Annotated in this window: 21 protein-coding genes; 16 read left to right on the forward strand and 5 right to left on the reverse strand. The window is 55.7% G+C overall.

Annotated features, from left to right (window positions below; all coding sequences use genetic code 11):
- Nucleotide 1: 1 nt before the first annotated feature.
- The 3 genes from AB9F29_RS17655 to AB9F29_RS17665 form a co-directional block, all read right to left on the reverse strand.
- Entirely contained in the window at nucleotides 2-1,186 is a 1,185-nt protein-coding gene (locus AB9F29_RS17655; RefSeq protein ID WP_369756599.1) for a M24 family metallopeptidase, read from the reverse strand.
- A gap of 251 nt (nucleotides 1,187-1,437) precedes the next feature.
- The gene (locus tag AB9F29_RS17660) at nucleotides 1,438-2,505 is read right to left on the reverse strand and encodes an ester cyclase (protein ID WP_369756600.1); all 1,068 of its coding nucleotides are present in this window, start codon (nucleotides 2,503-2,505) and stop codon (nucleotides 1,438-1,440) included.
- A 264-nt stretch (nucleotides 2,506-2,769) separates the two neighbouring features.
- The gene (locus tag AB9F29_RS17665) at nucleotides 2,770-3,921 is read right to left on the reverse strand and encodes an ester cyclase (RefSeq protein ID WP_369756601.1); all 1,152 of its coding nucleotides are present in this window, start codon (nucleotides 3,919-3,921) and stop codon (nucleotides 2,770-2,772) included.
- A 392-nt stretch (nucleotides 3,922-4,313) separates the two neighbouring features.
- Here AB9F29_RS17665 and AB9F29_RS17670 point away from each other — a divergent pair, with 392 nt between their 5' ends.
- From AB9F29_RS17670 to AB9F29_RS17745, 16 genes are all read left to right on the forward strand, one after another.
- A complete protein-coding gene (locus AB9F29_RS17670) occupies nucleotides 4,314-5,552 on the forward strand; it encodes an ABC transporter substrate-binding protein (RefSeq protein ID WP_369756602.1) in 1,239 nt (412 codons plus the stop codon).
- A 90-nt stretch (nucleotides 5,553-5,642) separates the two neighbouring features.
- Nucleotides 5,643-6,671: a sugar ABC transporter permease gene (locus AB9F29_RS17675; protein WP_335585777.1), complete on the forward strand. Its 1,029-nt coding sequence runs from the start codon at nucleotides 5,643-5,645 to the stop codon at nucleotides 6,669-6,671.
- A gap of 12 nt (nucleotides 6,672-6,683) precedes the next feature.
- Nucleotides 6,684-7,565 (forward strand): carbohydrate ABC transporter permease, encoded by an 882-nt coding sequence (locus AB9F29_RS17680; RefSeq protein WP_369756603.1) that lies wholly within the window; start codon nucleotides 6,684-6,686, stop codon nucleotides 7,563-7,565.
- Between the two features lie 10 nt (nucleotides 7,566-7,575).
- Complete coding sequence (locus tag AB9F29_RS17685; protein ID WP_335585779.1) at nucleotides 7,576-8,631, forward strand: sn-glycerol-3-phosphate ABC transporter ATP-binding protein UgpC; 1,056 nt, start codon at nucleotides 7,576-7,578, stop codon at nucleotides 8,629-8,631.
- A complete protein-coding gene (locus AB9F29_RS17690; RefSeq protein ID WP_369756604.1) occupies nucleotides 8,628-9,113 on the forward strand; it encodes an ester cyclase in 486 nt (161 codons plus the stop codon). The genes AB9F29_RS17685 and AB9F29_RS17690 overlap by 4 nt, the downstream gene beginning before the upstream one ends.
- A gap of 10 nt (nucleotides 9,114-9,123) precedes the next feature.
- Nucleotides 9,124-10,455 (forward strand): histidinol dehydrogenase, encoded by a 1,332-nt coding sequence (hisD, locus tag AB9F29_RS17695; RefSeq protein WP_335585781.1) that lies wholly within the window; start codon nucleotides 9,124-9,126, stop codon nucleotides 10,453-10,455.
- Complete coding sequence (locus tag AB9F29_RS17700) at nucleotides 10,452-11,207, forward strand: SDR family NAD(P)-dependent oxidoreductase (protein WP_369756605.1); 756 nt, start codon at nucleotides 10,452-10,454, stop codon at nucleotides 11,205-11,207. The genes hisD (AB9F29_RS17695) and AB9F29_RS17700 overlap by 4 nt, the downstream gene beginning before the upstream one ends.
- Entirely contained in the window at nucleotides 11,207-12,220 is a 1,014-nt protein-coding gene (locus tag AB9F29_RS17705) for a LacI family DNA-binding transcriptional regulator (RefSeq protein WP_369756606.1), read from the forward strand. Before AB9F29_RS17700 ends, AB9F29_RS17705 begins: the two co-directional genes overlap by 1 nt.
- 2 nt (nucleotides 12,221-12,222) lie before the next feature.
- On the forward strand, nucleotides 12,223-13,233 hold the full coding sequence (locus tag AB9F29_RS17710; RefSeq protein ID WP_369756607.1) for an ester cyclase: 1,011 nt from the start codon (nucleotides 12,223-12,225) through the stop codon (nucleotides 13,231-13,233).
- Nucleotides 13,230-14,213 carry a nuclear transport factor 2 family protein gene (locus AB9F29_RS17715; protein ID WP_369756608.1) on the forward strand — a complete coding sequence of 328 codons (984 nt, stop codon included), beginning with the start codon at nucleotides 13,230-13,232 and terminating at the stop codon, nucleotides 14,211-14,213. Before AB9F29_RS17710 ends, AB9F29_RS17715 begins: the two co-directional genes overlap by 4 nt.
- Nucleotides 14,210-15,172: an ester cyclase gene (locus AB9F29_RS17720; protein ID WP_369756609.1), complete on the forward strand. Its 963-nt coding sequence runs from the start codon at nucleotides 14,210-14,212 to the stop codon at nucleotides 15,170-15,172. Before AB9F29_RS17715 ends, AB9F29_RS17720 begins: the two co-directional genes overlap by 4 nt.
- Nucleotides 15,173-15,322: 150 nt before the next feature.
- Complete coding sequence (locus AB9F29_RS17725; RefSeq protein WP_369756610.1) at nucleotides 15,323-16,288, forward strand: cupin domain-containing protein; 966 nt, start codon at nucleotides 15,323-15,325, stop codon at nucleotides 16,286-16,288.
- A 38-nt stretch (nucleotides 16,289-16,326) separates the two neighbouring features.
- Nucleotides 16,327-17,451 carry a cobalamin-independent methionine synthase II family protein gene (locus tag AB9F29_RS17730; protein ID WP_369756611.1) on the forward strand — a complete coding sequence of 375 codons (1,125 nt, stop codon included), beginning with the start codon at nucleotides 16,327-16,329 and terminating at the stop codon, nucleotides 17,449-17,451.
- The gene (locus AB9F29_RS17735) at nucleotides 17,448-18,146 is read left to right on the forward strand and encodes an alpha/beta fold hydrolase (RefSeq protein WP_369756612.1); all 699 of its coding nucleotides are present in this window, start codon (nucleotides 17,448-17,450) and stop codon (nucleotides 18,144-18,146) included. Before AB9F29_RS17730 ends, AB9F29_RS17735 begins: the two co-directional genes overlap by 4 nt.
- A complete protein-coding gene (locus tag AB9F29_RS17740) occupies nucleotides 18,143-18,835 on the forward strand; it encodes an RraA family protein (protein ID WP_335585790.1) in 693 nt (230 codons plus the stop codon). Before AB9F29_RS17735 ends, AB9F29_RS17740 begins: the two co-directional genes overlap by 4 nt.
- Nucleotides 18,832-20,178 carry an amidase gene (locus tag AB9F29_RS17745; RefSeq protein WP_369756613.1) on the forward strand — a complete coding sequence of 449 codons (1,347 nt, stop codon included), beginning with the start codon at nucleotides 18,832-18,834 and terminating at the stop codon, nucleotides 20,176-20,178. The genes AB9F29_RS17740 and AB9F29_RS17745 overlap by 4 nt, the downstream gene beginning before the upstream one ends.
- Here the strand turns inward: AB9F29_RS17745 and hisD (AB9F29_RS17750) are convergent.
- Entirely contained in the window at nucleotides 20,166-21,455 is a 1,290-nt protein-coding gene (hisD, locus tag AB9F29_RS17750; protein ID WP_369756614.1) for a histidinol dehydrogenase, read from the reverse strand. The two genes, AB9F29_RS17745 and hisD (AB9F29_RS17750), sit on opposite strands and share 13 nt — an antisense overlap.
- Before the next feature lie 257 nt (nucleotides 21,456-21,712).
- Nucleotides 21,713-22,192: a heme-degrading domain-containing protein gene (locus AB9F29_RS17755; RefSeq protein ID WP_369756615.1), complete on the reverse strand. Its 480-nt coding sequence runs from the start codon at nucleotides 22,190-22,192 to the stop codon at nucleotides 21,713-21,715.
- Nucleotides 22,193-22,991: the final 799 nt, after the last annotated feature.

A 22,991-nucleotide genomic window follows, 5' to 3' on the forward strand; every position in this document is an offset into this window, starting at 1 on the left:
GTCAATTCTTCACGAAAAGTTTGCGGTCCACATTACACAGCGCTTCGGCTTCACCATTTTCGGTGATGAGAATGGTTTCAGTGGTTTCAAGCCCCCAACTCTCCATCCACAAGGCGGGCATAAAGTGAAACACCATCCCGGGTTCAAGAACTGTACGATCTTCGCTGCGGATTGACGCGGTACGTTCGCCCCAATCAGGCGGATAGCTTAAACCGATAGGATAGCCACAGCGCCCCTCGCGATGAATGCCGTGCTTCTTGAGGGTACCAATAAACGCGTCGGCGATATCACAAGTCCGGTTCCCTGCCCGCGCGGCGTCAAGGCCCGCGGCGATCCCTTCAAGTTGTGCCTGTTCTGCGTTCAGCATTTCTTGTGGCGGCGTCCCCAAATATATGGTCCGACACAGCGGCGCGTGATAGCGGCGATAACAGCCAGAAAGTTCAAAAAATGTCGCCTCCCCATCGCGCATCGGCGCACCATCCCACGTCAAGTGCGCCGCCGTTGCATCCAGCCCCGAAGGCGTCAGCGGTACGATCGCGGGGTAATCCCCCCAAATATCATCCACACCCGTAATTCCAGCGTGGAAAATTTCGGCGACCAACTCGTTCTTCTTCACCCCCGGTGCGGCCTTGTCCAATGCGGTGGCGATGACCTTCTCGGTGATCCGCGCCGCCTTGCGAATAAACGATATTTCATCCTCTGATTTGATCAAACGCTGCCAATTCACCAAGGCCGTTGCGTCAAATATCTGTGCCTGCGGCAGGTCTTGCACAAGTACCGCGTGGGCCTTTGCCGAGTAATAATAGTTGTCCATTTCAACGCCTATCCGCGCGCTTTCATACCCAAGGGCGCGAATATGTCCGGCCAAATCCTGCATCGGGTGGCGTTCGGTGGATTGCACGAAATTATCCGCATAGCCATGAATTTGGTCGGGGGCCATCCAGCAGGTCCGATTGGCACCCACACTGTCCATATAGCGCCCCCACCAAATTGGATCGCCCTCTAGTCCCAAGATCACACCTTGATGCACATAAAACGACCATCCGTCATAGCCCGTGAGCCATGCTTGATTGGAGGGGTCCGTCACGAAGATCACGTCAAGCCCTGCTGCCAGCATTGCGGCGCGAGTTTTAACGATACGGCGATCATATTCTGAACGACTAAAAGCGGCGTGTTCTTGGGCCAAGGGACAGTCCTTTCGCGAGTTTCTAAGCAAAGATGTACACAACAACGGGCGTGGCGTAGATTCTTTGGTAGATTCTTTGGTAGATTTGTGGCAGTTAACGCGCAAAAAGCAAGTGATTCATTTTGTGTTGTACACAATAGGGCGAAGATGAAAAGGAATGCTAGGGACCAACGAGCATTCCGATAACATTCACAGGCGACAGGTCGCGCGCGAAGCAATACTTCACCCCTCGCGAAACCGCGTCGCAGACTCTATCCACCGCGACGGAAATGACTCTCCATTCGGCCAAGCACATCCACGCCCATCTGCATCAACAGATCAAGGATATCGAGGGGAACCCAATTCTCGCGGATCAATCCCTCATGGTGCAAATAGAAATCCATAACCCGCATTGTAACCTGACGGTTCGTTGGGCCAAGCCCAAGAAAACCACCGCCCAAATGGTTGGCGAACACACTCGGCCACCCCGACGTCAGGGAATACGCACCGTCCCCAATGCGCACATAATGCCCGCCGCTATGTTTGGCCTTCAAGTCGGCTATATCATCCCATTGCCCCCCGCCTTTGCGCTTAGGAAACGCAATACGGAACGGCAACTGGTGATAATCCACAAACCCCTGAAGCCCGCGCGTCGTCCCGATTCCAGACGGCCCGTACCACATCATCTTAGGGTGCCAGTGGTCCTTTTGGGGCATATTCAAAAGACCGTCGCGCCCCGTGCCCGCCAAATCATCAAAGGCGCCCAAGGTGGCATGCATGGCCAATGTTTGCTCAATACTTCTAGCGGATAGCGCTTCGTCACGGGGTGAAAAATCAAGCCCATCGCCCGTCAAAGGACCTTGCCACATCCCTTCCGTCCCAAGGCTTGGAGCAATAGGCCAAAACCCTGCCTGCCGGATCACATCCAACACATCCCAAATGCAATTGGATTGGATAATCTTTCCATCCCTTACTTCATGGACCTCACCATAGCGGATGCAAATTGGCCGCCCTGTCGCTGGAATACCCAGCCAGTCCTTCCGAAAGGTCCCACAATAATGTCCGACCATTCCGACATAGTCGCGCCCCTCGTAGCTCCCGCCAACAACCATTTGATCACGGCGCTCCGCATCAGGAAATGACATCAACAATGGCCTCCAAAGCGTTTCCAGCAGCCCGCTAACGCCCCGCGCTTCGTTCATAGGATGCGACGCTCGGAGATGAACGTCGCTGTGATAAAGTGTCGTTGCTGCTTGCGCCAAACCCGAAGTTCCCGCGTCGCAAAGTGCGGAGAGCCCTTCATGCAACTGGCGCTTTAATGTGGGCAGCTTGTCGGTCATTGCGCAATTCCATTTGTGATTTCGAGGAAACCGTAGCGCTGCAATTTCAATTTGTGCAGGCGTAACCTCAGTTGATTATTAAGAGTGGATTTGAGAGTGTCAAATCGGTGCCGACAGGTGAAGGCCAATTCGGAATGACCGAAACTGGGCAACGCTGCAACCTGCAGGCAAAGGCACCAGAAAATCAGCCCCATTCCATATAAGCGTTCGGTACTAAGAGACGTTTGAGTGGGGGCGTAGGCACATCGCCCAAGCCCCCAATCCTTAAATATCTTCTAGAACAGCACTGTCCTTGTCGGCCATTTGCGCCAACTTCACTTGCATCAAGATCGACATCTCGTCGTAGTTCGTCCACTCGTCGACGATCTTGCCATTCTTGATATGGAAATGGCTCATCCCCATAATCTGTACACGCTTTCCAGTGGGCGCTCCAAGCTCCTCTAGCACACCCCAACCAAGGTGATGCCCTTCAATAATCCAGCGCACGGCCACTTTGGTGCCGCCCTCTTCGCAGGGTTGCGAACAAACGTGTTGCGGCATGAAAAAGCCGTCTGACACCGAAGAATACAAACCAACGACCTGATGCGTCACCGCACCGTGGCCGTATAGTTCTTTCATCAGCGGACCGTGATATTGAACGGTGGGCGCATAGACGTCCTTGATTTTTCCAAACATCCGCTTGTTGTGGATTTCATGAAGCCAGCCCAGCACTTCTTCCTCTAGGGCGTTATTGGCAATCGAAAGGTCCGCTGCGGTCTCGGGGGGATATTGGCCGAGCAAACGACGGTTTTCGCCCATGTCCACAGCGAGCAACCCCTTGTCGAAATAATTCGCGGCAAGGGTTTCGGCGTAGGCGTGCGTATCCAATCCGAGTTGCTTAACTTGCGACATCGTATCGACAACCAGCCACTCGCGATAAATCATATTCTCGTAAATCATACAGTCGGCAATTGTGCGCGCCACAAACGTTCGACCGGTGGGTTTTCCGTAAACACCGGGCTGGGAGTGGCGCCCCGCGCCGGTCACCAGATGCGAGGTGTAAAACCCGTCATTCTCGTTCCCGCTCCAAATCACATGCGTTGCCATCCCGCGACGCTCAGGCAACATAAACATGCGCTGGATCGTCCCCTGAACAACCTCCTCGCGAGTATAGGTGGTGTTTAAGGCGCTATAGACCACACAATTGTGCGTATAATGTGTATAAATCAACCCGACATCCCGCTCGTCCCAAATCCGATGCGTACACCTGATGATGTAGTCAACGATGTCGGTATAAATCGGATCGAACCCCTTCATGGGCTGCACACGATCACGATCAGTGGGCACCATGGCCACAAAATCGCGTCGCTCTGATTGCAGGACCTTATCGCTCGCACCGCGTTTTGCTTCCTTGGAACCGCTTTCCTTGGCTACCATTTTTAATCTTTCTCTCTTTATGAATCGGATCTAGCCCTATTTGAGCCCTAAATAGCATACGTTTGCAATATGTTTATTTTCACCTCCAATTTTTTTATATGCCACTATGAATTTTTAAAACTCCCATCCAAAATCGCCATAAATTCCATAATTAGCTGTATAATATGCACATTTACAAATAAATTCCTTCATACCAAGCCAGAAAGACCAGCGAATACGGAGGTCCATTTTCAGCAACATCTCCGTGGCATTCCAAAATTTGTTGCATGCGTAGTCAATCAACGCTAGGATTTCTGAGCGTCAGCCTGCCATTTGATGCCAATTATATAAAATATATGAGCTATTCCAAAGATTTGCGGGTGGCTTACCTTCACCAACGGGAGAAAATAAAAATGATTCTCAATTTAAAAACAACCGTCGCGACATGCACGCTGATTGCGTCAGCCAGCGCAGCTTGGGCCGACTGCGGCATTGAGTCGGGCTCGGTCCGAATCCTGTCTAATGATTTTGACGCGCTTGCGGCAATTGCTGAGGCCGCATCGGCCTGTGCTAGCGACACCGTAGAGGTTACGAGCAATCGCACCGAAGAGCATAAGAACATTCAGGTTCCTGCACTCACGATCACGCCTGCGACATATACGGTCGCTATCGTTGCAACGAACTCCGTTGTCCCGCTGATGAACGATGACCTGATCCGTCCGCTTGATGATCTTGTTGCAAAATATGGCGACCAGCTTGCCGAAAGCCAGATGATCCGCGTCGACGGTAAAACCATGGCGATTGCGTTCATGGCGAACGCGCAGCATCTTTACTATCGCCAAGATATCCTTGCCGAAAACGGCATTGAAGTCCCGACCACGTTTGCAGAGATGCTGGCTGCTGCCGAAACCCTGCGGGCCAACGGCGTAATGGAAACACCCATTGCGTCGAATTTTATGCCCGGCTGGAATATCGCTGCTGAATTCGTGAACACCTACCTCAGCACCGGCAACGACTTTTTCGCACCTGGAAGTGCTGCGCTCGCTATCGACAACGAAGATGGCATCGCGGTTCTGGAAAACCTGAAGGCGATGACGGAATACATGAGCCAAGACTGGGCAACATACGATAGCAATTCGCAAAAGCCCGTTTGGGAAGCTGGCGAATTGGCGTTTGCGATCGCATGGGGTTCGCGCGCTGGCGCCTATATTGGCGATGATAGCCCAGCACCTGAGATCGCAGCCGTAACCCGTTTTTCTGCTGCTCCGGCTTTGGGCGACAGCACAATACCAGGCGCAGCACTTTGGTGGGATGGCTTCACAATAGCCAAGAACATCAGCGACGAGGACGCTGAGGCATCTTTCCGCGCGATGATGGTGGGAATTTCCCCAGAAATGATGGAAGCCAACCGCGACGTCGCCGTTTGGTTGATCGACGGCTATGAGCCGACAGATGCCGCAACGGGTGTGATTGCCGATCTGCAAGGGGGCGCGCGTCCCTATCCAATGTTGCCGTATATGGGGCTGTTGCACACAGCAATTGGCGACAATCTCGCGGAATACCTGCAGGGTAAAGAAAGTGCTGAGCAGGCGATGTCTGACATCACTTCGGCTTATGAGACTGCAGCGACAGAAGCTGGCTTCCTAAACTAAGCCATTCGGAGGAGAGCCGCGCGTCGGCTCTCCTCCTTGACGTGCGCAAACCCACCTCGTGTCCTTGAGGGACACAGCAGGAGATCATTCATGCCTCACAAAACGTTTTTGGCCTTCATCTGGCCATCCTTTTTCGCGATGATTTTGTTCATTGCCATCCCGATTATCTCGGTAGGCTATCAATCGTTATTCATCGAGCACGAGAAGATTTTGATCGAAGCGGAAAATTGCGGCCCCTTTGGATGCGTGGCTTCGGTCAGCGTCGATGCAAATGCGATGTCCGCGTTAAGCAAGAGCCAGCCTGCGGGCCGCTTTAACGGATTAGGCACCTACGGCAATGCCAGCCATCTGGCCTATGATGAAATCGGTGAGATATTCGCGACGAGTGAAAACTTTGGTGAAATACGAAATAAAATCATGAATTTGCCGTTCTACAAGGCCTTCATTTTCACCATGAGCTACACCTTTATTGTGACACCATTGGTGATTATTCTTGGTTTCATCATCGCGGTTGTTGTCAATTCCATTCCCAAAATGCTCAAGGGGCCGGTGATCTTCTTTTCTCTGCTGCCGATGATTGTTACGCCTCTGGTAGGATCGCTGGTCCTGTTCTGGATGATCGACAGTCGAGGGATCATTGGGGCGGGGTTGCAAACGCTGTTTTCCGATCCCTCTCTATCGCTCAAAGCGTCGCCGATGCTGACGTGGGTCACATTGTTCGTCTACGGAGTTTGGCACAGCGCGCCCTTTGCCTTCGTCGTTTTCTATGCGGGGCTGCAAACGGTGCCAAAGGATACGCTTGAATCTGCAATGGTCGACGGAGCCAACCGATGGGAGCGCGTGCGCTTCGTCATTGTGCCTTATATGACGCCACTCGTGACCTTCATTGCGCTGATGCAATTAATGGATAACTTCCGTGTTTTCGAACCAATCATCGGCTTCTCAGCCGCGGCGAGTGCGACCTCGCTGAGTTACCTGATCTACAACGATCTGCGCGCCGCAGAGTCCCCGCTTTATGGGTCGGCCGCTGCGACATCGATGCTGACGATTGTTGGCGTATTCATCTTGCTGTTGCCGGTTCTGCGCCGCAATTCGCGCGAATTCAACCGCAAGACTTGAGGAGTCAGAAGCATGTCTAACCCAACACACAAAAAACCGCTCCCGCTTCTTGCGCTGACAATTGCCTTCGTGCTGATCTGGCTGTTCATCGCCGCCTTCCCCTTCCTGTGGACCATGTGGGGCTCCTTTAAGGTTGAGGGAGATTTCTTTTCCCGCGCAAACTGGATGAACGCGATCACGGGGCCAATCACCGAGCGTCAAACGGGGGGGGTCTTTACCCTCAATGGCTATGAGGGCGCATGGATTGAGCAAGAGTTTTGGCGCGCGGTTGTCAACACGGCGACGATCACCCTATCGGTTGTTGTCATCTCGCTGACGCTGGGAACCCTCGGCGGGTACGCTCTGGCGCGCTCGGGGTTCAGATATACGTTCTGGCTCCTCATGGCGGCGCTGATTTTTCGGGCGATGCCGCACGTGACATTGGTTTCGGGCTATTTGCTGCCTTTCTTCCAACTCAATATCTGGGGGTATCAGCTGACCACGATCGTCGTTCTTGTCGCGATCAACCAACCCTTCACCTTGTGGATGCTGCACAGTTTCTTCCTCTCGATCCCAAAGGATTTGGACGAAGCCGCAATGGTCGACGGTTGCACCCGCTTTCAGGCTTTCCGACTGGCAATCATCCCCGTGATGTGGCCAGGTGTGGTCACCACAGGGCTGTTCAGCTTTCTGTTGGCGTATAACGACTTTACCGTAACATCGATGCTGCTGACGCAAGAAAACGCAACGATGATCCCCAAGATCAACGGATTTCTGGGGTCCACGCAAGAGGAAGGCAAGGTCATGTATGCCGTAGCCGCGGTGGTCTCGGCGATTTTACCGCTTTTCGTACTCATCATGTTTTTCCAACGTCAAATCGTAAGCGGTCTGACCGCTGGCGCCGTCAAAGGATAAGGGGCTCACTATGGCCAGACTTCAACTCAAAAATGTAAACAAACGTTGGGGCTCCTTTGTGGGCGTCGAAAACTTCAGCCTAGACATCGCGGACGAGGAATTTCTGGTGCTGCTCGGGCCTTCGGGTTGTGGCAAATCCACGACCATGCGGATGATCGCGGGCCTTGAGGACGTCACGGAAGGCGAGATCATCTTAGGGGATCGTGTCGTCAATAAACTCGAACCCAAGGACCGCGACATCAGCATGGTGTTCCAGTCCTACGGCCTCTACCCGAACCTGTCCGTATATGAAAATATCCGGTTCCCGTTGCGCGTCCGCAAGGTGCCAAAAGAAAAGCACCACGAGATGGTGATGGAAGCCGTGCGGATGACCGAGCTTGAGGATTTCATGCATCGCCGTCCAGCGGAGTTGTCCGGTGGTCAAAGACAACGCGTGGCGCTTGGACGCGCCATTGTGCGCAAACCGACAGTGTTCCTCATGGACGAACCCCTCTCGAACCTTGACGCCAAATTGCGTGTCAGTACACGAGCGCAGATCAAAAACCTGCAATCAAAACTGAAAACCACGACCGTCTATGTGACCCATGACCAGATCGAGGCGATGACCCTCGCTGACCGCGTGGTCGTTATGAATGCTGGCAAAATTCAGCAAGTCGGGACACCGACCGATATTTACGACATGCCCGCCAACACGTTCGTGGCCAGCTTTATTGGATCTCCCGCGATGAACCTTATTGAGGGCACGCTGTCCAATGGCGTGTTCGAAGGTCAAAACATGCGTGTCGAGGGGCTGCCTGCGGGGCCATCGGGCAATGTCACCCTCGGGTTCCGCGCTGAAGACGCCGAGATTGTCACCAGTGGCGGCCAGATCGCGGCACCGATGTATTCGATCGAACTCCTTGGCGAGGCCTCGATGATTACGTGGCGTTTGGCGGGGGCTCTTGTTTCGGTCAAAACCCACAAGGACTATCGTGCAGCGATTGGCGAAGTGGTCGAAGCGCGCATTCCCGCAAGCATCTGTCATCTGTTTGACACAGCGTCTGGCGAAAGGATTGCTCTCCCATGAGTGCACTCACCGAGGCCGAGGCAACACGGCAAGTTATTTTGCGAATGGAAGCCGCACTTGGCGACAATTCCAACGACATGGCCAGCCATTTCCACGAAGATTTCCGCTGGATCGGCAACCAAGGCTGCGGCACCAAGCCAGGCTTGGATGCCTTCCGCAACAATTGGCAACTGCCCCTGCGTGCGGCCTTCACCGAGCGAGAATACAAAACTGATCGCTTTATTTGTGAAGGGGAATGGGCGTCGTGCTTTGGCCATATCGAGGGCACCCATTCGGGCACCTTCATGGGGATCGCGCCCACCAACAAGCGCGTTAAAATTCCCTACATGGACTTCTGGAAAATCGACGGCAACCGCATAAAAGACAACTGGGTGTCAGTCGATTTCGCCTTCGTCCTCGCCCAACTTGGCCGCGACGTGTTTAACGGGCACGGCTGGGAAAACTACGATAACGGCACCCTAACACCAACGCACCCTGCATGAGGAATTTGAAATGACTGTGACCTATCTCAAGCGCGGGAAACCCGAATCTGAACGGGCGGCTGATAATGACATTGTGCGGGCCACCGTCGAAGCGGCACTAAAGGATATCGAGGCGCGTGGAGATGTGGCCGTGCGTGAAATGGCCGAAAAGTTCGACAATTACAGCCCTGCAAGCTACCGTCTTTCGGACGCGGACATTCAGGCTTTAATCGCAAAGGTTGATCCGCGCGATCTCGAGGACATTCGCTTTGCACAGGTGCAGGTGCGTAATTTCGCGCAGGCCCAGCGTGACAGCATGCTGGATATCGAAATTGAGACCCTGCCCGGCGTGTTTCTGGGCCACAAAAACATTCCCGTGCAATCGGTTGGGTGCTATGTTCCGGGCGGCAAATTCCCGATGGTTGCCAGCGCCCACATGTCCGTGGCCACCGCCGCCGTCGCTGGCGTTCCGCGTATCATCGCGGCGACCCCTCCCTTCAAAGGCGAGCCCAACCCCGCAGTGATTGCCGCAATGCATTTAGGCGGCGCGCATGAGATTTACGTTTTGGGCGGCATTCAGGGCATTGGCGCCATGGCACTTGGCACCGAGACGATTGAACCTGTGCATATGCTCGTCGGTCCGGGCAACGCCTTTGTGGCCGAAGCCAAGCGCCAGCTTTTTGGCCGTGTGGGGATTGATTTGTTCGCAGGTCCGACCGAAACAATGGTGATCGCCGACGAAACCGCCGCTGACGCCGAACTTTGTGCGACCGATCTTCTGGGACAGGCCGAACATGGCTACAACAGCCCCTGTGTGCTTTTGACCAACTCCGAAAAATTGGCGCGCGCCACAATGGCCGAAATCGACCGCCTCCTGAAAATCCTCCCCACGGCCGACACCGCGTCGAAAAGTTGGGAAGACTACGGCGAGATTATCGTCTGTGATACCTATGACGAAATGCTGGAGGTGGCCGACGATATTGCCTCCGAACACGTGCAGGTCATGACCGACCGTGACGATTGGTTTCTGGAAAAAATGACCTGTTATGGTGCCTTGTTCTTGGGGCCACGCACGAATGTTGCCAACGGCGATAAAGTCATTGGAACAAACCACACTTTACCAACGAAGAAGGCGGGTCGCTATACCGGTGGTCTCTGGGTTGGCAAGTATCTCAAAACTCACAGCTACCAACGGATCACCACCGACGAGGCCGCCGCGGCCATTGGCGCCTATGGCTCTCGTTTGTGTATGCTGGAAGGGTTCGTGGCCCACGCCGAACAATGCAACCTCCGCGTTCGCCGCTATGGGGGGATCAACGTGCCCTATGGCGAACGCGCCCCTTACAAGGAGGCCGCAGAATGACTCTGCCACGTACACCTTCCATGCGCCTCGATGGCAAACGTGCCCTCGTGACGGGTGCGTCGTCTGGAATCGGTCAAGCCTGTGCCGTTGCCTTGGCCGATGCTGGCGCGCATGTGGTTTGTGCCGCGCGGGGCGTTGAAAAACTATCGGCCACGGTAGATGAAATGGCCAGCAATGGTTGGTCGGCGGAAACGCTGTTGTTGGACCTGTCCGACCTTGAGGCCACGAAGGCCGCAGTGGACGCGCAAGACCCATTTGATATCGTCGTGAATTCAGCTGGGTTGGCCCGCCACTCGCCCGCCTTGGACACAACACCCGAGGACTACGACGCCGTCATGGGGCTCAATCTGCGGTCGGCGTATTTCTTGTCGATCTACGCGGCACGCCGCATGACTGGGGCGGGGTCGATCATCCATATCAGCAGCCAGATGGGCCATGTTGGCGGCATTGATCGCGCCGTCTATTGCGCGTCAAAGCACGGGCTTGAGGGGATGGTCAAGGCCATGGCCATTGAATGGGGACCACGTCAAATTCGCGTCAACACCATTTGCCCAACGTTCATTCGCACGCCACTTACGGCGGTGACGTTCGAAAACCCCGAACGCGCCGCATGGATAACCGAAAAGATCAAACTTGGTCGAGTCGGCGAAGTTGAGGACATCATGGGGGCCGTTCTTTATCTGGCCTCGGATGCGTCCTCTCTGGTAACTGGTACCTCAATGCTCATAGACGGAGGTTGGACAGCAGACTGATGGCAAACGAAAAAATCACATCACTACAAGTCGCGCTAAAGGCAGGCGTTAGTCAATCGGCAGTCAGCCGTGTCTACACGCCCGGAGCCTCGGTTTCAAAAGCAACGCGTGAGAAGGTGGACAAAGCCGCGACGGCATTGGGGTATCGCCCCAACGTTTTGGCCCGTGCAATGATTACCGGAAAAAGCCGCATCATTGGCCTTGTTGTCGCCTATCTGGAAAACCAGTTCTATCCCGAAGTCGTTGAACGCCTGTCAATTGCGCTGCAAGCCGAAGGCTACCACGTGCTCGTTTTCATGGCTGCCCCCACCATTGGCGACGTTCAGGACGTTATGAAAGAAATTCTGGATTATCAGGTGGATGGCATCGTGCTGGCCTCAGTATCCATGTCATCAGAACTTACGGCGCGGTGCAACGATCATGGCATCCCTGTCGTTCTCTTTAATCGGGATCAAGACGATCCGTTGATGTCGTCCGTCACGACTGACAATCGCCGTGGCGGTCGTGAAATCGCAGCGCATTTCGCAGCCCTTGGTCACACGAAAATTGGCTACATCGCCGGATTTGAAGGGGCCTCAACCCAACGTGACCGTGAATCGGGGTTCCGTGACGGGCTTGAAGAGGCAGGCCTTGCCCTGTCCTTTCGGGAGAACGGCGGATTTAAATACGAGATGGCCCGCGCCGCAGCGCTTGAGATGTTTGCCGGCTCCGACCGTCCCGACGCCGCCTTTGTGTGCAACGATCATATGGCCTTCGCGGTGATGGACGCGTTGCGCTCCAAGCTGGGTCTGCGCATTCCCGAAGACGTCAGCATCGCTGGATTTGATGATGTGCCCATCGCCGCATGGCCGGCCTATGATTTGACCAGCTATCGCCAGCCGATCAACCGGATGGTGGTGCAAACCGTCGAGACCATCTTGACCCGCATCAAAGACCCCACCGCGCCGCCTCAAAAAGTGCAGTTTCAAGGCGAACTGATCTTGCGCGGCTCCACCAAGACTTTGAAGGCATAGGGATGCGCGGTTTTGACCCAAAATGGCGTGATGTGCCCGACTATATCATCGGTATAACAAAAGAGATTTGGGAGGATCGCAAGATCGGCTCCCTGCGCGACCTCTATGCCGACGGGCTGATCGTCCGCTCTCCTGCATCGGTGGTGGTCGACAACTCAAACGTCATCGCGGCCACCATGGCAACGCTTGCTGAGTTTCCAGACCGCGAGTTGCTCAGCGAAGACGTTATCTGGTGCGACGATCCCGCAGGCGCGACTGCCACCTCCGATGCCTACCTCTCGTCGCATCGTTTGATCTGCACCGCGACCCATTCACACGCTGGCATGTACGGCCCCCCCACAGGACGTAAAATCGCCTACCGCATCCTTGCAGATTGCGCGATCCGCGACGGCGCGGTTTACGACGAGTGGCTGGTCCGCGACCAATCCGCAATCGTGCAACAACTGGGTTTTGACGTTGTTGAGTGGACCCGCGACCTGATTGCCCGTGAAGGCGGCCCAACGGCCTGCGTGCCGCCCATGACACCCGCGAGCGACGTGGCTGGTCCCTACGACCGCAAAGGCAACGACAATGTATGGGGCGAGCGCTATGCCGCGACGATAAACGCCCTCATGGCTGCCGAGTTGGACGCAATTCCGCGCCACTATGATCGCGCCTGCGCGTTGCACTATCCCAGCGGCCAAAATGGACAGGGGTGGGCCGAAGCCGACGCCTTTTGGATCGGCCTGCGCGCCGCCTTTCCCACTGCCACCTTCAAAATCGAACATATCGTCGGCCGCGATGATCCCTTGATGCCACCGCGTGCCGCGCTGCGCTGGTCGCTGCATGGCAAGCACAGTGGCTGGGGCCGGTTTGGCACGCCCACAGGTGCCGAGGTCTATATTATGGGCATGTGCCACGCCGAATTCGGGCCATTCGGCGCTGGCGACCCCACAATCCGCCGCGAATATGCGCTCATTGATGAAACAGCGATCTGGAAACAAATTTTACTCCATACAGGACAGCACACATGAAGGGCTTTTCCCCCCAATTCAAAGACTTCCCAGACTACATCTTGAAAATTACCAAGGAAATCTGGGAAGACCGTGGCCTCTCGACGTTGCACCACTACTACGGCAAAGATATCCCGATGCGCTTCCCCTCGGGGCTGGTCACGGGCAATGCAGGCGTCATCGACGGGACGCTCGCGACACTGGCCGAATTTCCCGACCGCCAACTTCTGGGCGAGGACGTCATCTGGTCGCAAGACAGCACAGACCCCGAACGCTACCTGTCTTCGCACCGTGTTTTGACGACTGCCACCCACACAGGGCACGGCCTGTACGGCCCGCCAACGGGCAAAAGTTTCGTGATCCGTGGGATCGCCGATTGCGCCGCCAAAAACGACGTGATCGACGATGAATGGCTGATCCGTGACGCAGGCGGCATTGCGCGGCAACTGGGCTGGGAACCCGCCGATTATGCCCGCTATCAAATTCAGCACGAGGGCGGCCCTGAGACCTGTCAGCGTCCATTCCACCCGCGCGATGACGTCATCGGCCCCTATACGGGACGCGGTAACGACAACGAATGGGGCCAAAGGCTCGCCTCCATCCTTACACGCATTATGGACAAGGATTTCACCGTTATCCGTTCCGAATACGACCGTGCGGTGCGAACGGAACATTGGGGATCACGTGGTGGCTGGTCGTATGGCTTTGCCGAGACGGACTGGATGCGTCTGCGCTCGTCCTTCCCGACGGCGACGTTCGAAATCCACCACGTCATTGGTCGATCTGACGCTGGCACCCCCAATCGTGCGGCGGTGCGTTGGTCCCTTACGGGCAAACACAGCGGCCACGGATTTTTCGGAGCGCCGACTGGGGCCGAGATCCATATCATGGGCGCGACCCACGCCGAATGGGGCGAATGGGGCTTGCGGCGTGAATTTACCGTTCTGGACGAGGTCGCGATTTGGAAACAAATCCACTTGCACACCGGAAACGTAGAATGAGCCGTTTTGCCACCCTGCCCGACTATATCCAAGGCGTCACTTACGAGATTTGGGAGGGACGCCAGATCGCTTCGCTGCATGAATCCTATGGCAAGGACATGATCATGCGCTCCACGGCGGCGCTGATCATCGGGACCGAGGGCGTGATAAAGGACACCCTCGCAAGTCAAGCCGTCTTCCCCGACCGCGAAATCCTTGGCGACGACGTGATTTGGTCGGGCACCGAAAAGGACGGCTATCTATCGTCGCACCGCTCAATCATCACGGGGCGACATACGGGCCACGGCGTGTTCGGCCCCCCGACGGGCAAAGTTGTAACGACCCGCTGTATCGCGGATTGTTTCGTGCAAGACGACGTTATTACCGACGAATGGCTCTGCTATGACGTGTCCTCGATGGTGCAGCAAATGGGCCACAGCCCGCGCGATTGGGCCGCAGCATCCATTGCACGCGAAGGCGGGCCGGAGACCGCCCAGCGCCCCTTCACCCCCGATCAGGACCGCCCCGGCCCCTATACGGGCACGGGCAATGACCACGAACTTGGCACACGACTGGCCGATATTTTGACGCATATCATGGACTATGACGTCGCGGTTATTGGCAAAACCTATGATCGCGCGGCCCATATCTACCATGCAGGAAACGTCACGGGCTGGGGACGTTCCTTTGCCGAGGCACAGTGGATGCAATTGCGCAGTGCCTTTCCGGACGCCAAATTCGAGGTGCATCATCGCATTGGGCGCTCAGATCAGGGAGAGCCAGACCGCGCCGCCGTACGCTGGAGCCTGACGGGTCATCACACTGGTTATGGTGTTTTCGGAGCGCCAACAGGAGCACCGGTTCACATCATGGGATTCACCCACGCAGAGTTCGGCCCGTGGGGCTTGCGCCGCGAATGGAGCCTTTGGGACGAGGTCGCGATCTGGAAGCAAATCCTCCTTCACGAGGCACAAACATGATCCGCATCGCTCGCACCCTTTTGCATCGTCATGGCGTTCTGGCCAGCCGTCGGGCGCGCAGATTAAACCCGCATCCGCCGGGCCAAATCGCGCCCTCCAAACAGCTACACTAAACCAGATACATCAAGACGTTCTCAGGAGAGACACAAAATGACCCCATCAGAAATGGAAAAACGCATTGTCCGCTATGGCGACCTAATGCCTTGCAAAACTGCCTTTATCGACGCCCACACACCGGGGAGTAACCAAAAAGAAAACTTCACCATCATCGGCGGAGGCGTGTCGGAAAGCGCCGACCAGCACGTCCATATCTCCGATCAAGTGGGCTTTAATATCGGCGCGGCGGGCCAACCTCCCCACTGTCGCAATTCTCTACACAGCCACCGCACGGCGGAAGTGTTTTTCATCCTTTCGGGCCGCTGGAGGTTTTTCTGGGGTCGCTGGGGCGATGCGGGCGAAGTGATTCTTGAAGAAGGGGATATCATCAATATTCCCACGGGCATCTTTCGTGGCTTTCAAAACATCGGCACCGACTATGGGATGATCATGGCCGTCCTTGGCGGCGATGATGCAGGCGGTGGCGTGATCTGGGCCCCGCAAGTGATCACCGATGCCGCCGATCACGGGCTGGTACTTGGCGAAAACGGCAAGCTTTACGACACCAAAAAGGGCCAAAACCTGCCTGCGGATGTGAAGCCGATGCCGTTGCTAACGGAAGAGCAGTTGAAAGATTACCCCGAGCCCACAACCCGCGATGTGGTCCCGCATTATGTCGCGCGCTATTATGATCTCTATGCAATGGGCGATAGCGAACCTGCGAAAGTCATTGGCGAAAACGGCATCTTGCGCGACAAACCTGGGTTTGAGGTGGATTTCATCACCCGTGGTTCGGCCCCGTCAGAGATGCACAGCCACGACAAGAATACCGTTTTGATGCCCATGCGCGGTCATTGGAAACTGACGTATGACGGCGGCAGCGCCACGCTAAATCCGGGCGATACCGTCGCCATTCCACCGAATGTAGCGCACTGTATCACCCCCTCAATGACGGGTGAGTCCTCCCTGTATCGTGTGACGCAAACCGCTGACCCAGCGGGCTTGACGTGGCAAGGATAAATTCGCCAACCAACTGATAAAAAAGAAAAGAGGCCCCTATGACCAAAATCCTAACCAGCCATGTTGGCAGTCTTCCGCGCACCCAAGAGGTGGTCGATTTCATCTTTGCGCGTGAAAACGGCACGGACTACGATCAGGGGGCCTTTGATGCGGCCATGACGGCGGCGGTGTCCGAAACCGTGCGCCGTCAGGTCGCTTCCGGCGTTGACATCGTCAGTGACGGCGAAACTTCCAAGATCAGCTATGCCACCTACGTCAAAGACCGCTACACGGGTTTTGACGGCGACAGCCCACGCAACGCCCCTGCTGACCTCAAACAATTTCCGACCTACCTGAAACGATTGGCCGACGACGGCGGATCGCCCCAATATGCACGCCCCATGTGCGTGGGCAAAGTGACCTCAAAAGGCCAAGGCGAATTGGAAAAAGACATCGCTAATCTAAAGGCCGCAATGGCGCAACACGGCGCAGAGCGCGGATTTATGAATGCCGCCAGCCCCGGGGTGATTTCACTCTTCCTGCAAAACGATTTCTATCCCACCCGCGAGGCCTATTTGGCAGCTTTGGCGGATGCGATGAAAGCGGAATATGAAACCATTGTCGCCAGTGGTTTAGACCTGCAACTGGACTGTCCCGATCTGGCCCTGTCGCGACACATGTTGTTCAATGATCTGAGCGACGACGAATTCCTCAAAATCGCCGCCTCCCATGTCGAGGCGCTGAACCATGCGTTGCAAAACGTACCGCAAGACAAGGTGCGCATCCATATTTGCTGGGGTAATTACGAGGGGCCACATGTCTGTGATATCCCTATGTCCAAGATGTTTGACACCCTGATGAGCGCCAAGGCGCGCTATACGTTGTTTGAAACCTCAAACCCGCGCCACGGCCACGAATGGGCGGTATTTCGCGACCGCAAGGCCGATATCCCCGACGACAAAGTGCTCGTCCCCGGTGTGGTCGATACTACGACCAACTTCGTCGAACATCCTGAATTGATTGCGCAACGGATTGAACGCTTTAAAGACATCGTAGGGGCCGAGCGCGTTATCGCGGGCACCGATTGCGGGTTTGGCACCTTTGCAGGCTTTGGCGCGGTCGATCCCGATATCGCCTATGCCAAGCTTTCCGCCCTCTCCGAAGGAGCGAAACTGGCCTCATGATCCCGCTAGTCCTGCTGCCCGGTATGATGTGCGACGCACGGTTATTTGCCCCGCAAATCGCGGCGTTTTCGGCGCATCGAGTCGTGCATGTGGCCCCCCTAATCGCCACGCAGACCATCACGGGCTTGGCGCAAAACGTCCTAGACAACGCGCCGCCGCGTTTTGCGCTGGCGGGGCTATCTATGGGCGGTATCGTCGCGATGGAGGTCATACGTTTGGCCCCAGAACGCGTGGACAGGATTGCCTTTTTGGATACCAATCCTTTGGCGGAACTTCCCGAAGTCGCAGCCGCGCGCGAACCGCAGATTATCAAGGTACAGACGGGACACCTGCACTCTGTGATGCGCGACGAGATGAAGCCACGCTATCTCGCCGACGGCCCTGCACGGCAAGAGATTTTAAACATCTGCATGGACATGGCAAAAGCGCTTGGCCCCGAGGTTTTCGTCCGCCAATCGCGCGCGCTCCAATCCCGCCCCGATCAGCAGGACACCCTGCGCCACATCACCGTGCCGACGCTCGCACTTTGCGGACGGTTTGACACCCTATGCCCCGTGCAGCGACATGAACTGATCTGTGCATTGGTTCCCAACGCCACTCTTACCGTCATCGAGGGCGCGGGCCATTTACCCACGCTCGAACAACCCGACCTAACAAATGCCACACTCACCCGCTGGCTGGAGACTGATACATGACCCCCGAACTTCTCGCACTCCTGCGCTCTGTTGATACGCCTACCGTCTGCAACGCCATCGAAGTCGCCCAAGGCAAGCGCGGTTTTAACGCCTTCACCCGCGGCACAATGCTGATCAATGATCCCGTCGGCGTGGTTGTCGGCTATGCCAGCACCGCCAAAATTGCCGCCATAACCCCGCCAAGCGAGCCCGCAGATGTGATCCGCGCCCGTCGCATGGCCTATTACAAACAAATGGCAGAAGCCCCCAAACCCTCTGTCTGTGTCGTTGAGGACGAGGACTATCCCCACGCCATTGGCGCCTTTTGGGGCGAAGTGAATACGACAATCCACAAGGGCTTTGGTCTGTCGGGGACGTTGACCAACGGCGTGATGCGCGACCTTGGGGATATGGCACCAGATTACCCCGTGGTGGCGGGTTCCATCGGCCCCAGTCATGGCTTCGTCCACGTCACCGAACTTGACGGCCCCGTGACGATCTTTGGACTAACAGTGTCCCCTGGGGATTTGGTCCACGCGGACCAGCACGGGGCGGTCGTTGTGCCACCCGAGGTGATCGACCACCTCGCCCAAGCAATCACCAAGATGCAGGAAACCGAGCAGTTGGTCCTTGGCCCCGCACAGGAAGCTGGCTTTGATTTCGCACGGTTTGAAAAAGCTTGGGCGAATTTTGAACGCGCACGCACATGAAGATCGATCCCGCCGACCTGTCGATTGACGAAGCCGCGACGGCGCTGCGATCCGGAACGTTAACAGCAACCGTCCTTGTCGCGGCACACCTCCAAAGGATCGCGGACCGCAACCCAGCGATTGGCGCGTTTGTGCATGTGGCCCCTGAAGACGCCACGGCCGCAGCACAGGCAGCAGATACCGCTTTTGCGGCAGGGCAGGATTTTGGCCCGCTTCACGGTATTCCCTTCGCAATCAAGGATATTTTCGACGTAGCAGGGTGGCCTGTGCGCTGGGGATCACGCTTGCAAAAAGATCGTATCGCAACCTCCACCGCCCCCTCTGTGCAAACCCTGCTGGACGCAGGTGCGGTTCCTCTGGGCTTGGTTGCGACCTATGAGTTGGCGACCGTTGGTCCCGATCAACACAGCCTCTATGCACAGCCCCGCAACCCATGGAATCCCGCCCATGTGACGGGTGGCTCCTCGTCTGGATCGGCGGCGGCTGTGGCCTCTGGAATGGTACGCATTGCCCTTGGAACAGATACGGGCGGATCGGTGCGCAGCCCCGCGTCCTACTGCGGGGTTGTCGGACTTAAGCCAACTTATGGCGCGGTGTCCCTTGACGGCGTCATGCCCCTTGCCACGGCTCTGGACCATGTCGGCCCGATTGCGCGCAACGTCACAGAGGCGGCTACGGTCTTTGCCGTTCTGACAAAATCTGCACGCGCCGAACTGTCGGGTGTGGTTGGAACGCGTATTGCCTATGGCCGCGCGTGGTGTGCCGACACGGCGGCCGATCCGGCCCTCGAACCCCTGATGGATGAAGCCGCCTCGGTCCTATCCCTTTGTGGTGCCCAAGTGAGCTTGGTTGAATTGCCTGATTATGCCGCCGTTGAAGCTGCGGCAGCCCAAATCATCCTTGCCGGAGAATACGCGTCCCATGGCCATACAATTGAGGCGCAACCGTCGGATGTGGGGCCAGCCGCTGCGAAAAGCATCCTGTCCGGAAAATCCGTCACTTCGCGCCAACTCGTGGCTGCACAGAAATTAGTGGGAGGGTTTGGCGCAGCAGTTGATACACTTCTGAGGGACCATGACGTCCTGATCCTACCAACCACAATGGCCCCCGCGCCACCGTTTAGCGCCTTTGCCGAGGGCAAAACCGTATGGACAGCGATGCGTACCTTGCCATTCAACGTGACGGGCCACCCTGCCCTGAGCGTTCCGATGGGGTTTGCCAACGGATTGCCGATGGGCCTACAGATCGTAGGATGGCACGGCGACGAAGCCACCGTGTGCCGTGTCGGCGCGGCTTTTGAAGCCGCCACCGACCACGGCGCGGGCGATCCTTACAGCGCCTGAAGCCGGTCCAGTCGCAACTGGGCCGCGCGTCTGTGACCGTCTAGGCCTTCACTCGTGCTTTGACGCACGGCGGGCGGCCCAACGGCCATCACCCCCTCGGGCTCGATCCATTGATGGGTCGCGATTTTCACATAGGTTCCAACCCACAACCCTCCAGTATAACGCCCCGCCGCCATGGTCGGCAGAGTGTGGTTGGTACCACAGCATTTGTCGGAATAGACAACACTCGCCAGCTCCCCGATGAACAAAGAGCCGTAGTTGCGCAGCTTTTCCGCGAAGGCTTTGGGATCAGCTGTATGAACCTGTAAGTGCTCGGCGGCAATGAAATCAGAGTAGGCAATCATCGTGGCCTCGTCGTCGCAAATCGCGATTTCGCCATAGTCCCGCCATGCTTGTTCGGCCGTTTCTGCGGTGGCAAGAACCTTAAGTTGCTTCTCGATCTCGTCTTTGACGGCATGTGCCAAGTCGGAATCCGTGGTGATCAAACCGACACGCGTGCGCACATCATGCTCCGCTTGGGCCAGCAGATCGGTCGCGATCATCTCCGCGTCGCCCGTATGATCGGCAAGGGTGTAAATCTCGGAGGGTCCGGCGAGTTGGTCGATGCCAATTGGCCCAAAAACCTGCCGCTTGGCCTCGTTGACGTATGCATTGCCCGGCCCCACGATCTTGTTAACGGCGGGAACGGTTTCGGTGCCAAACGCCATCGCTGCAATCGCTTGAGCGCCGCCAATGCGGAAAATGCGATCAGCCCCCGCCAAATGACAGCCCGCAATCATCGCCCGATGCGCATTCGGTGGCAAACAAGCGATAACCTCATCCACGCCCGCGACTTTGGCCGGAACAATAGTCATGATCGGCGCGGACAACAGCGGATAGCGGCCCCCCGGCACATAGCAACCCACCCGTTCAATCGGAATAATCCGGTGCCCAAGATGAACACCTTTGCGGATTTCTATTTCAAGTGGCAGCATCGTTTCCAGTTGCGCCTCCGCAAACTTGCGTACGTTTGCAATCGCAAATTCAGTGTCTGCGCGCGTTTGCGGATCAAGCTCCCTGAGCGCGGCTTCGCGATCTTCAAGCGACACCTCAAAGTCGGTCAGATCACTTTGGTCAAACTTCAAGGCAAATTCTGCGACGGCGCGATCACCGTCCTTTTGAACTGCAAACAGGACTTTACTCACCAAATTTGAGATATCCGACGCATCGGATGGCCCGTTGTCTTTTGGTTTGCAAAGCTGGTGAATACCCTTGAACGGTGGGCAAGTGGAGTGCATAACTTTTCCTATTCGATAGAGACTGAGTGTGAAATTTCTAGAGGAATACTATCAACGTCCAATAATATTGCAAACGTATTCAATCATTCGAGGCGTAATTTTTTCTCGGAAATAGCTTTAGCTGGCGTGAGGTACCCTCACTCCCTAAGCGCTTATCGCGCGTATTTTCATAGGCCTGATCTCAAGTCAGTTGGCGGCAATTGCCAGTGGTTGCCAGCAGGAAGTTCGGGGAAATTTTCAGCCCCAAACCACCGCCATCAAGTTTCCGCTAGCAATTCGCCTAGAAACTTTACAACGAGGTCGTGATCATCCCGTTGCGATAGCCCCGAAACAGTCACCGTCCCAATCGGGCCCGTTTCCTTGATCAGAATTGGAAACGCCCCGCCGTGCGCGGCATAATGGCTCTCCTGCAACAGGTATTTCGCTTCCATTGTTGTTCCCAGAGCGCGCAGGTGCGTCCCCATATAGAACGAGCTATGGCCAAACCGGTTCACGACACAGTTTTTGCGTTGAATCCAGACCTCGTTATCGCGGCGAGCCCCCGTCAGTGCACAGGCAAAAAGGCATTGCCCGTTGCGTGAAATATTAACCGAGATCGGTAAGTCATGTTCCTGACCATGCGCCATCAACCGAGCGCCAAGCGTCAACGCCATATCAGTGCTGAACTTCGGAAACACCAGTTGCGCTTCCTGTGCTGCCAATGTTTCCAAGAGCGCTTTTTCATCTTCAATCGTCATTCTTCAACCTTATCCCTGATGTCAGCACAGACATCATTTTAGACACACCGCAAATGGAATGTATTTTCTGCATGTTGTGGGCGTTTCGGGCTTCAATCAAGCCTGCTGTTCGGGCGACCCCCTCAATGGGCAACAAATCCCCGAATGTCGTGGGGTTATCGCGCTGTATTAACGCGATGAAAAGCGAGTTGGCCCGCTTGGCTCAATCGGTACACAGTCGCGAAAACGTCCGGAAATTTCCAACCCTGTAAGGTGATCGCCTGATCTAAGGCCGCCATCTCTCCTACGGGTAAACGGCGGCGGTTAACTTTGATGATCCCTCATTCCTTGCACGCAATGCTAAACGCGCTTTTTAATTGACTTGGAATTTCGTATACCTTGCATGGCGATTTTAATGGTTTTTAGCGCAATTCAGTAAGAGAAACGCCCCCACAACGCCCTGAATAACCTCATATAAATAGGGATCTTCACTGCATCGGGTAAAAATACTGGTGCGCTCTAGAAGCAAAGTTTAATGTTTTATTTCAATAATTTGTGAAAAAAATTCGTAAATAGATCGTAATTACGCTTAGGTTTTTTGCTTTCGACTAGTCAAGTTTGAAACGTTCCCTACAGAGCAATTACTGTGACATAAGGAATTCCACAGCTTTGGCCTATTGGGGCAAGGCACCGAGGTCAGCTCAGCGGAGAGGCTGTGTGGAAACCCGGCTGATCTTGGTGCCCTTAAGAGTTTTTGACGTTCGTGTCCATTTTGGCACGATATCGTTATTCCGCTACCCTGATGGATCATGGTGGCGCT

Source organism: Falsihalocynthiibacter sp. S25ZX9 (genome assembly GCF_041205405.1).
GTDB lineage: Bacteria > Pseudomonadota > Alphaproteobacteria > Rhodobacterales > Rhodobacteraceae > Falsihalocynthiibacter > Falsihalocynthiibacter arcticus.

Excerpts from the sequence above, each read along its gene's own strand:
- AB9F29_RS17660 (WP_369756600.1), bottom strand. The coding sequence starts at position 2,505 with ATGACCGACAAGCTGCCCACATTAAAGCGCCAGTTGCATGAAGGGCTC.
- AB9F29_RS17665 (WP_369756601.1), bottom strand. The coding sequence starts at position 3,921 with ATGGTAGCCAAGGAAAGCGGTTCCAAGGAAGCAAAACGCGGTGCGAGC.
- AB9F29_RS17670 (WP_369756602.1), top strand. The coding sequence starts at position 4,314 with ATGATTCTCAATTTAAAAACAACCGTCGCGACATGCACGCTGATTGCG.
- AB9F29_RS17675 (WP_335585777.1), top strand. The coding sequence starts at position 5,643 with ATGCCTCACAAAACGTTTTTGGCCTTCATCTGGCCATCCTTTTTCGCG.
- AB9F29_RS17680 (WP_369756603.1), top strand. The coding sequence starts at position 6,684 with ATGTCTAACCCAACACACAAAAAACCGCTCCCGCTTCTTGCGCTGACA.
- AB9F29_RS17685 (WP_335585779.1), top strand. The coding sequence starts at position 7,576 with ATGGCCAGACTTCAACTCAAAAATGTAAACAAACGTTGGGGCTCCTTT.
- AB9F29_RS17690 (WP_369756604.1), top strand. The coding sequence starts at position 8,628 with ATGAGTGCACTCACCGAGGCCGAGGCAACACGGCAAGTTATTTTGCGA.
- hisD (WP_335585781.1), top strand. The coding sequence starts at position 9,124 with ATGACTGTGACCTATCTCAAGCGCGGGAAACCCGAATCTGAACGGGCG.
- AB9F29_RS17700 (WP_369756605.1), top strand. The coding sequence starts at position 10,452 with ATGACTCTGCCACGTACACCTTCCATGCGCCTCGATGGCAAACGTGCC.
- AB9F29_RS17705 (WP_369756606.1), top strand. The coding sequence starts at position 11,207 with ATGGCAAACGAAAAAATCACATCACTACAAGTCGCGCTAAAGGCAGGC.
- AB9F29_RS17710 (WP_369756607.1), top strand. The coding sequence starts at position 12,223 with ATGCGCGGTTTTGACCCAAAATGGCGTGATGTGCCCGACTATATCATC.
- AB9F29_RS17715 (WP_369756608.1), top strand. The coding sequence starts at position 13,230 with ATGAAGGGCTTTTCCCCCCAATTCAAAGACTTCCCAGACTACATCTTG.
- AB9F29_RS17720 (WP_369756609.1), top strand. The coding sequence starts at position 14,210 with ATGAGCCGTTTTGCCACCCTGCCCGACTATATCCAAGGCGTCACTTAC.
- AB9F29_RS17725 (WP_369756610.1), top strand. The coding sequence starts at position 15,323 with ATGACCCCATCAGAAATGGAAAAACGCATTGTCCGCTATGGCGACCTA.
- AB9F29_RS17730 (WP_369756611.1), top strand. The coding sequence starts at position 16,327 with ATGACCAAAATCCTAACCAGCCATGTTGGCAGTCTTCCGCGCACCCAA.
- AB9F29_RS17735 (WP_369756612.1), top strand. The coding sequence starts at position 17,448 with ATGATCCCGCTAGTCCTGCTGCCCGGTATGATGTGCGACGCACGGTTA.
- AB9F29_RS17740 (WP_335585790.1), top strand. The coding sequence starts at position 18,143 with ATGACCCCCGAACTTCTCGCACTCCTGCGCTCTGTTGATACGCCTACC.
- AB9F29_RS17745 (WP_369756613.1), top strand. The coding sequence starts at position 18,832 with ATGAAGATCGATCCCGCCGACCTGTCGATTGACGAAGCCGCGACGGCG.
- hisD (WP_369756614.1), bottom strand. The coding sequence starts at position 21,455 with ATGCACTCCACTTGCCCACCGTTCAAGGGTATTCACCAGCTTTGCAAA.
- AB9F29_RS17755 (WP_369756615.1), bottom strand. The coding sequence starts at position 22,192 with ATGACGATTGAAGATGAAAAAGCGCTCTTGGAAACATTGGCAGCACAG.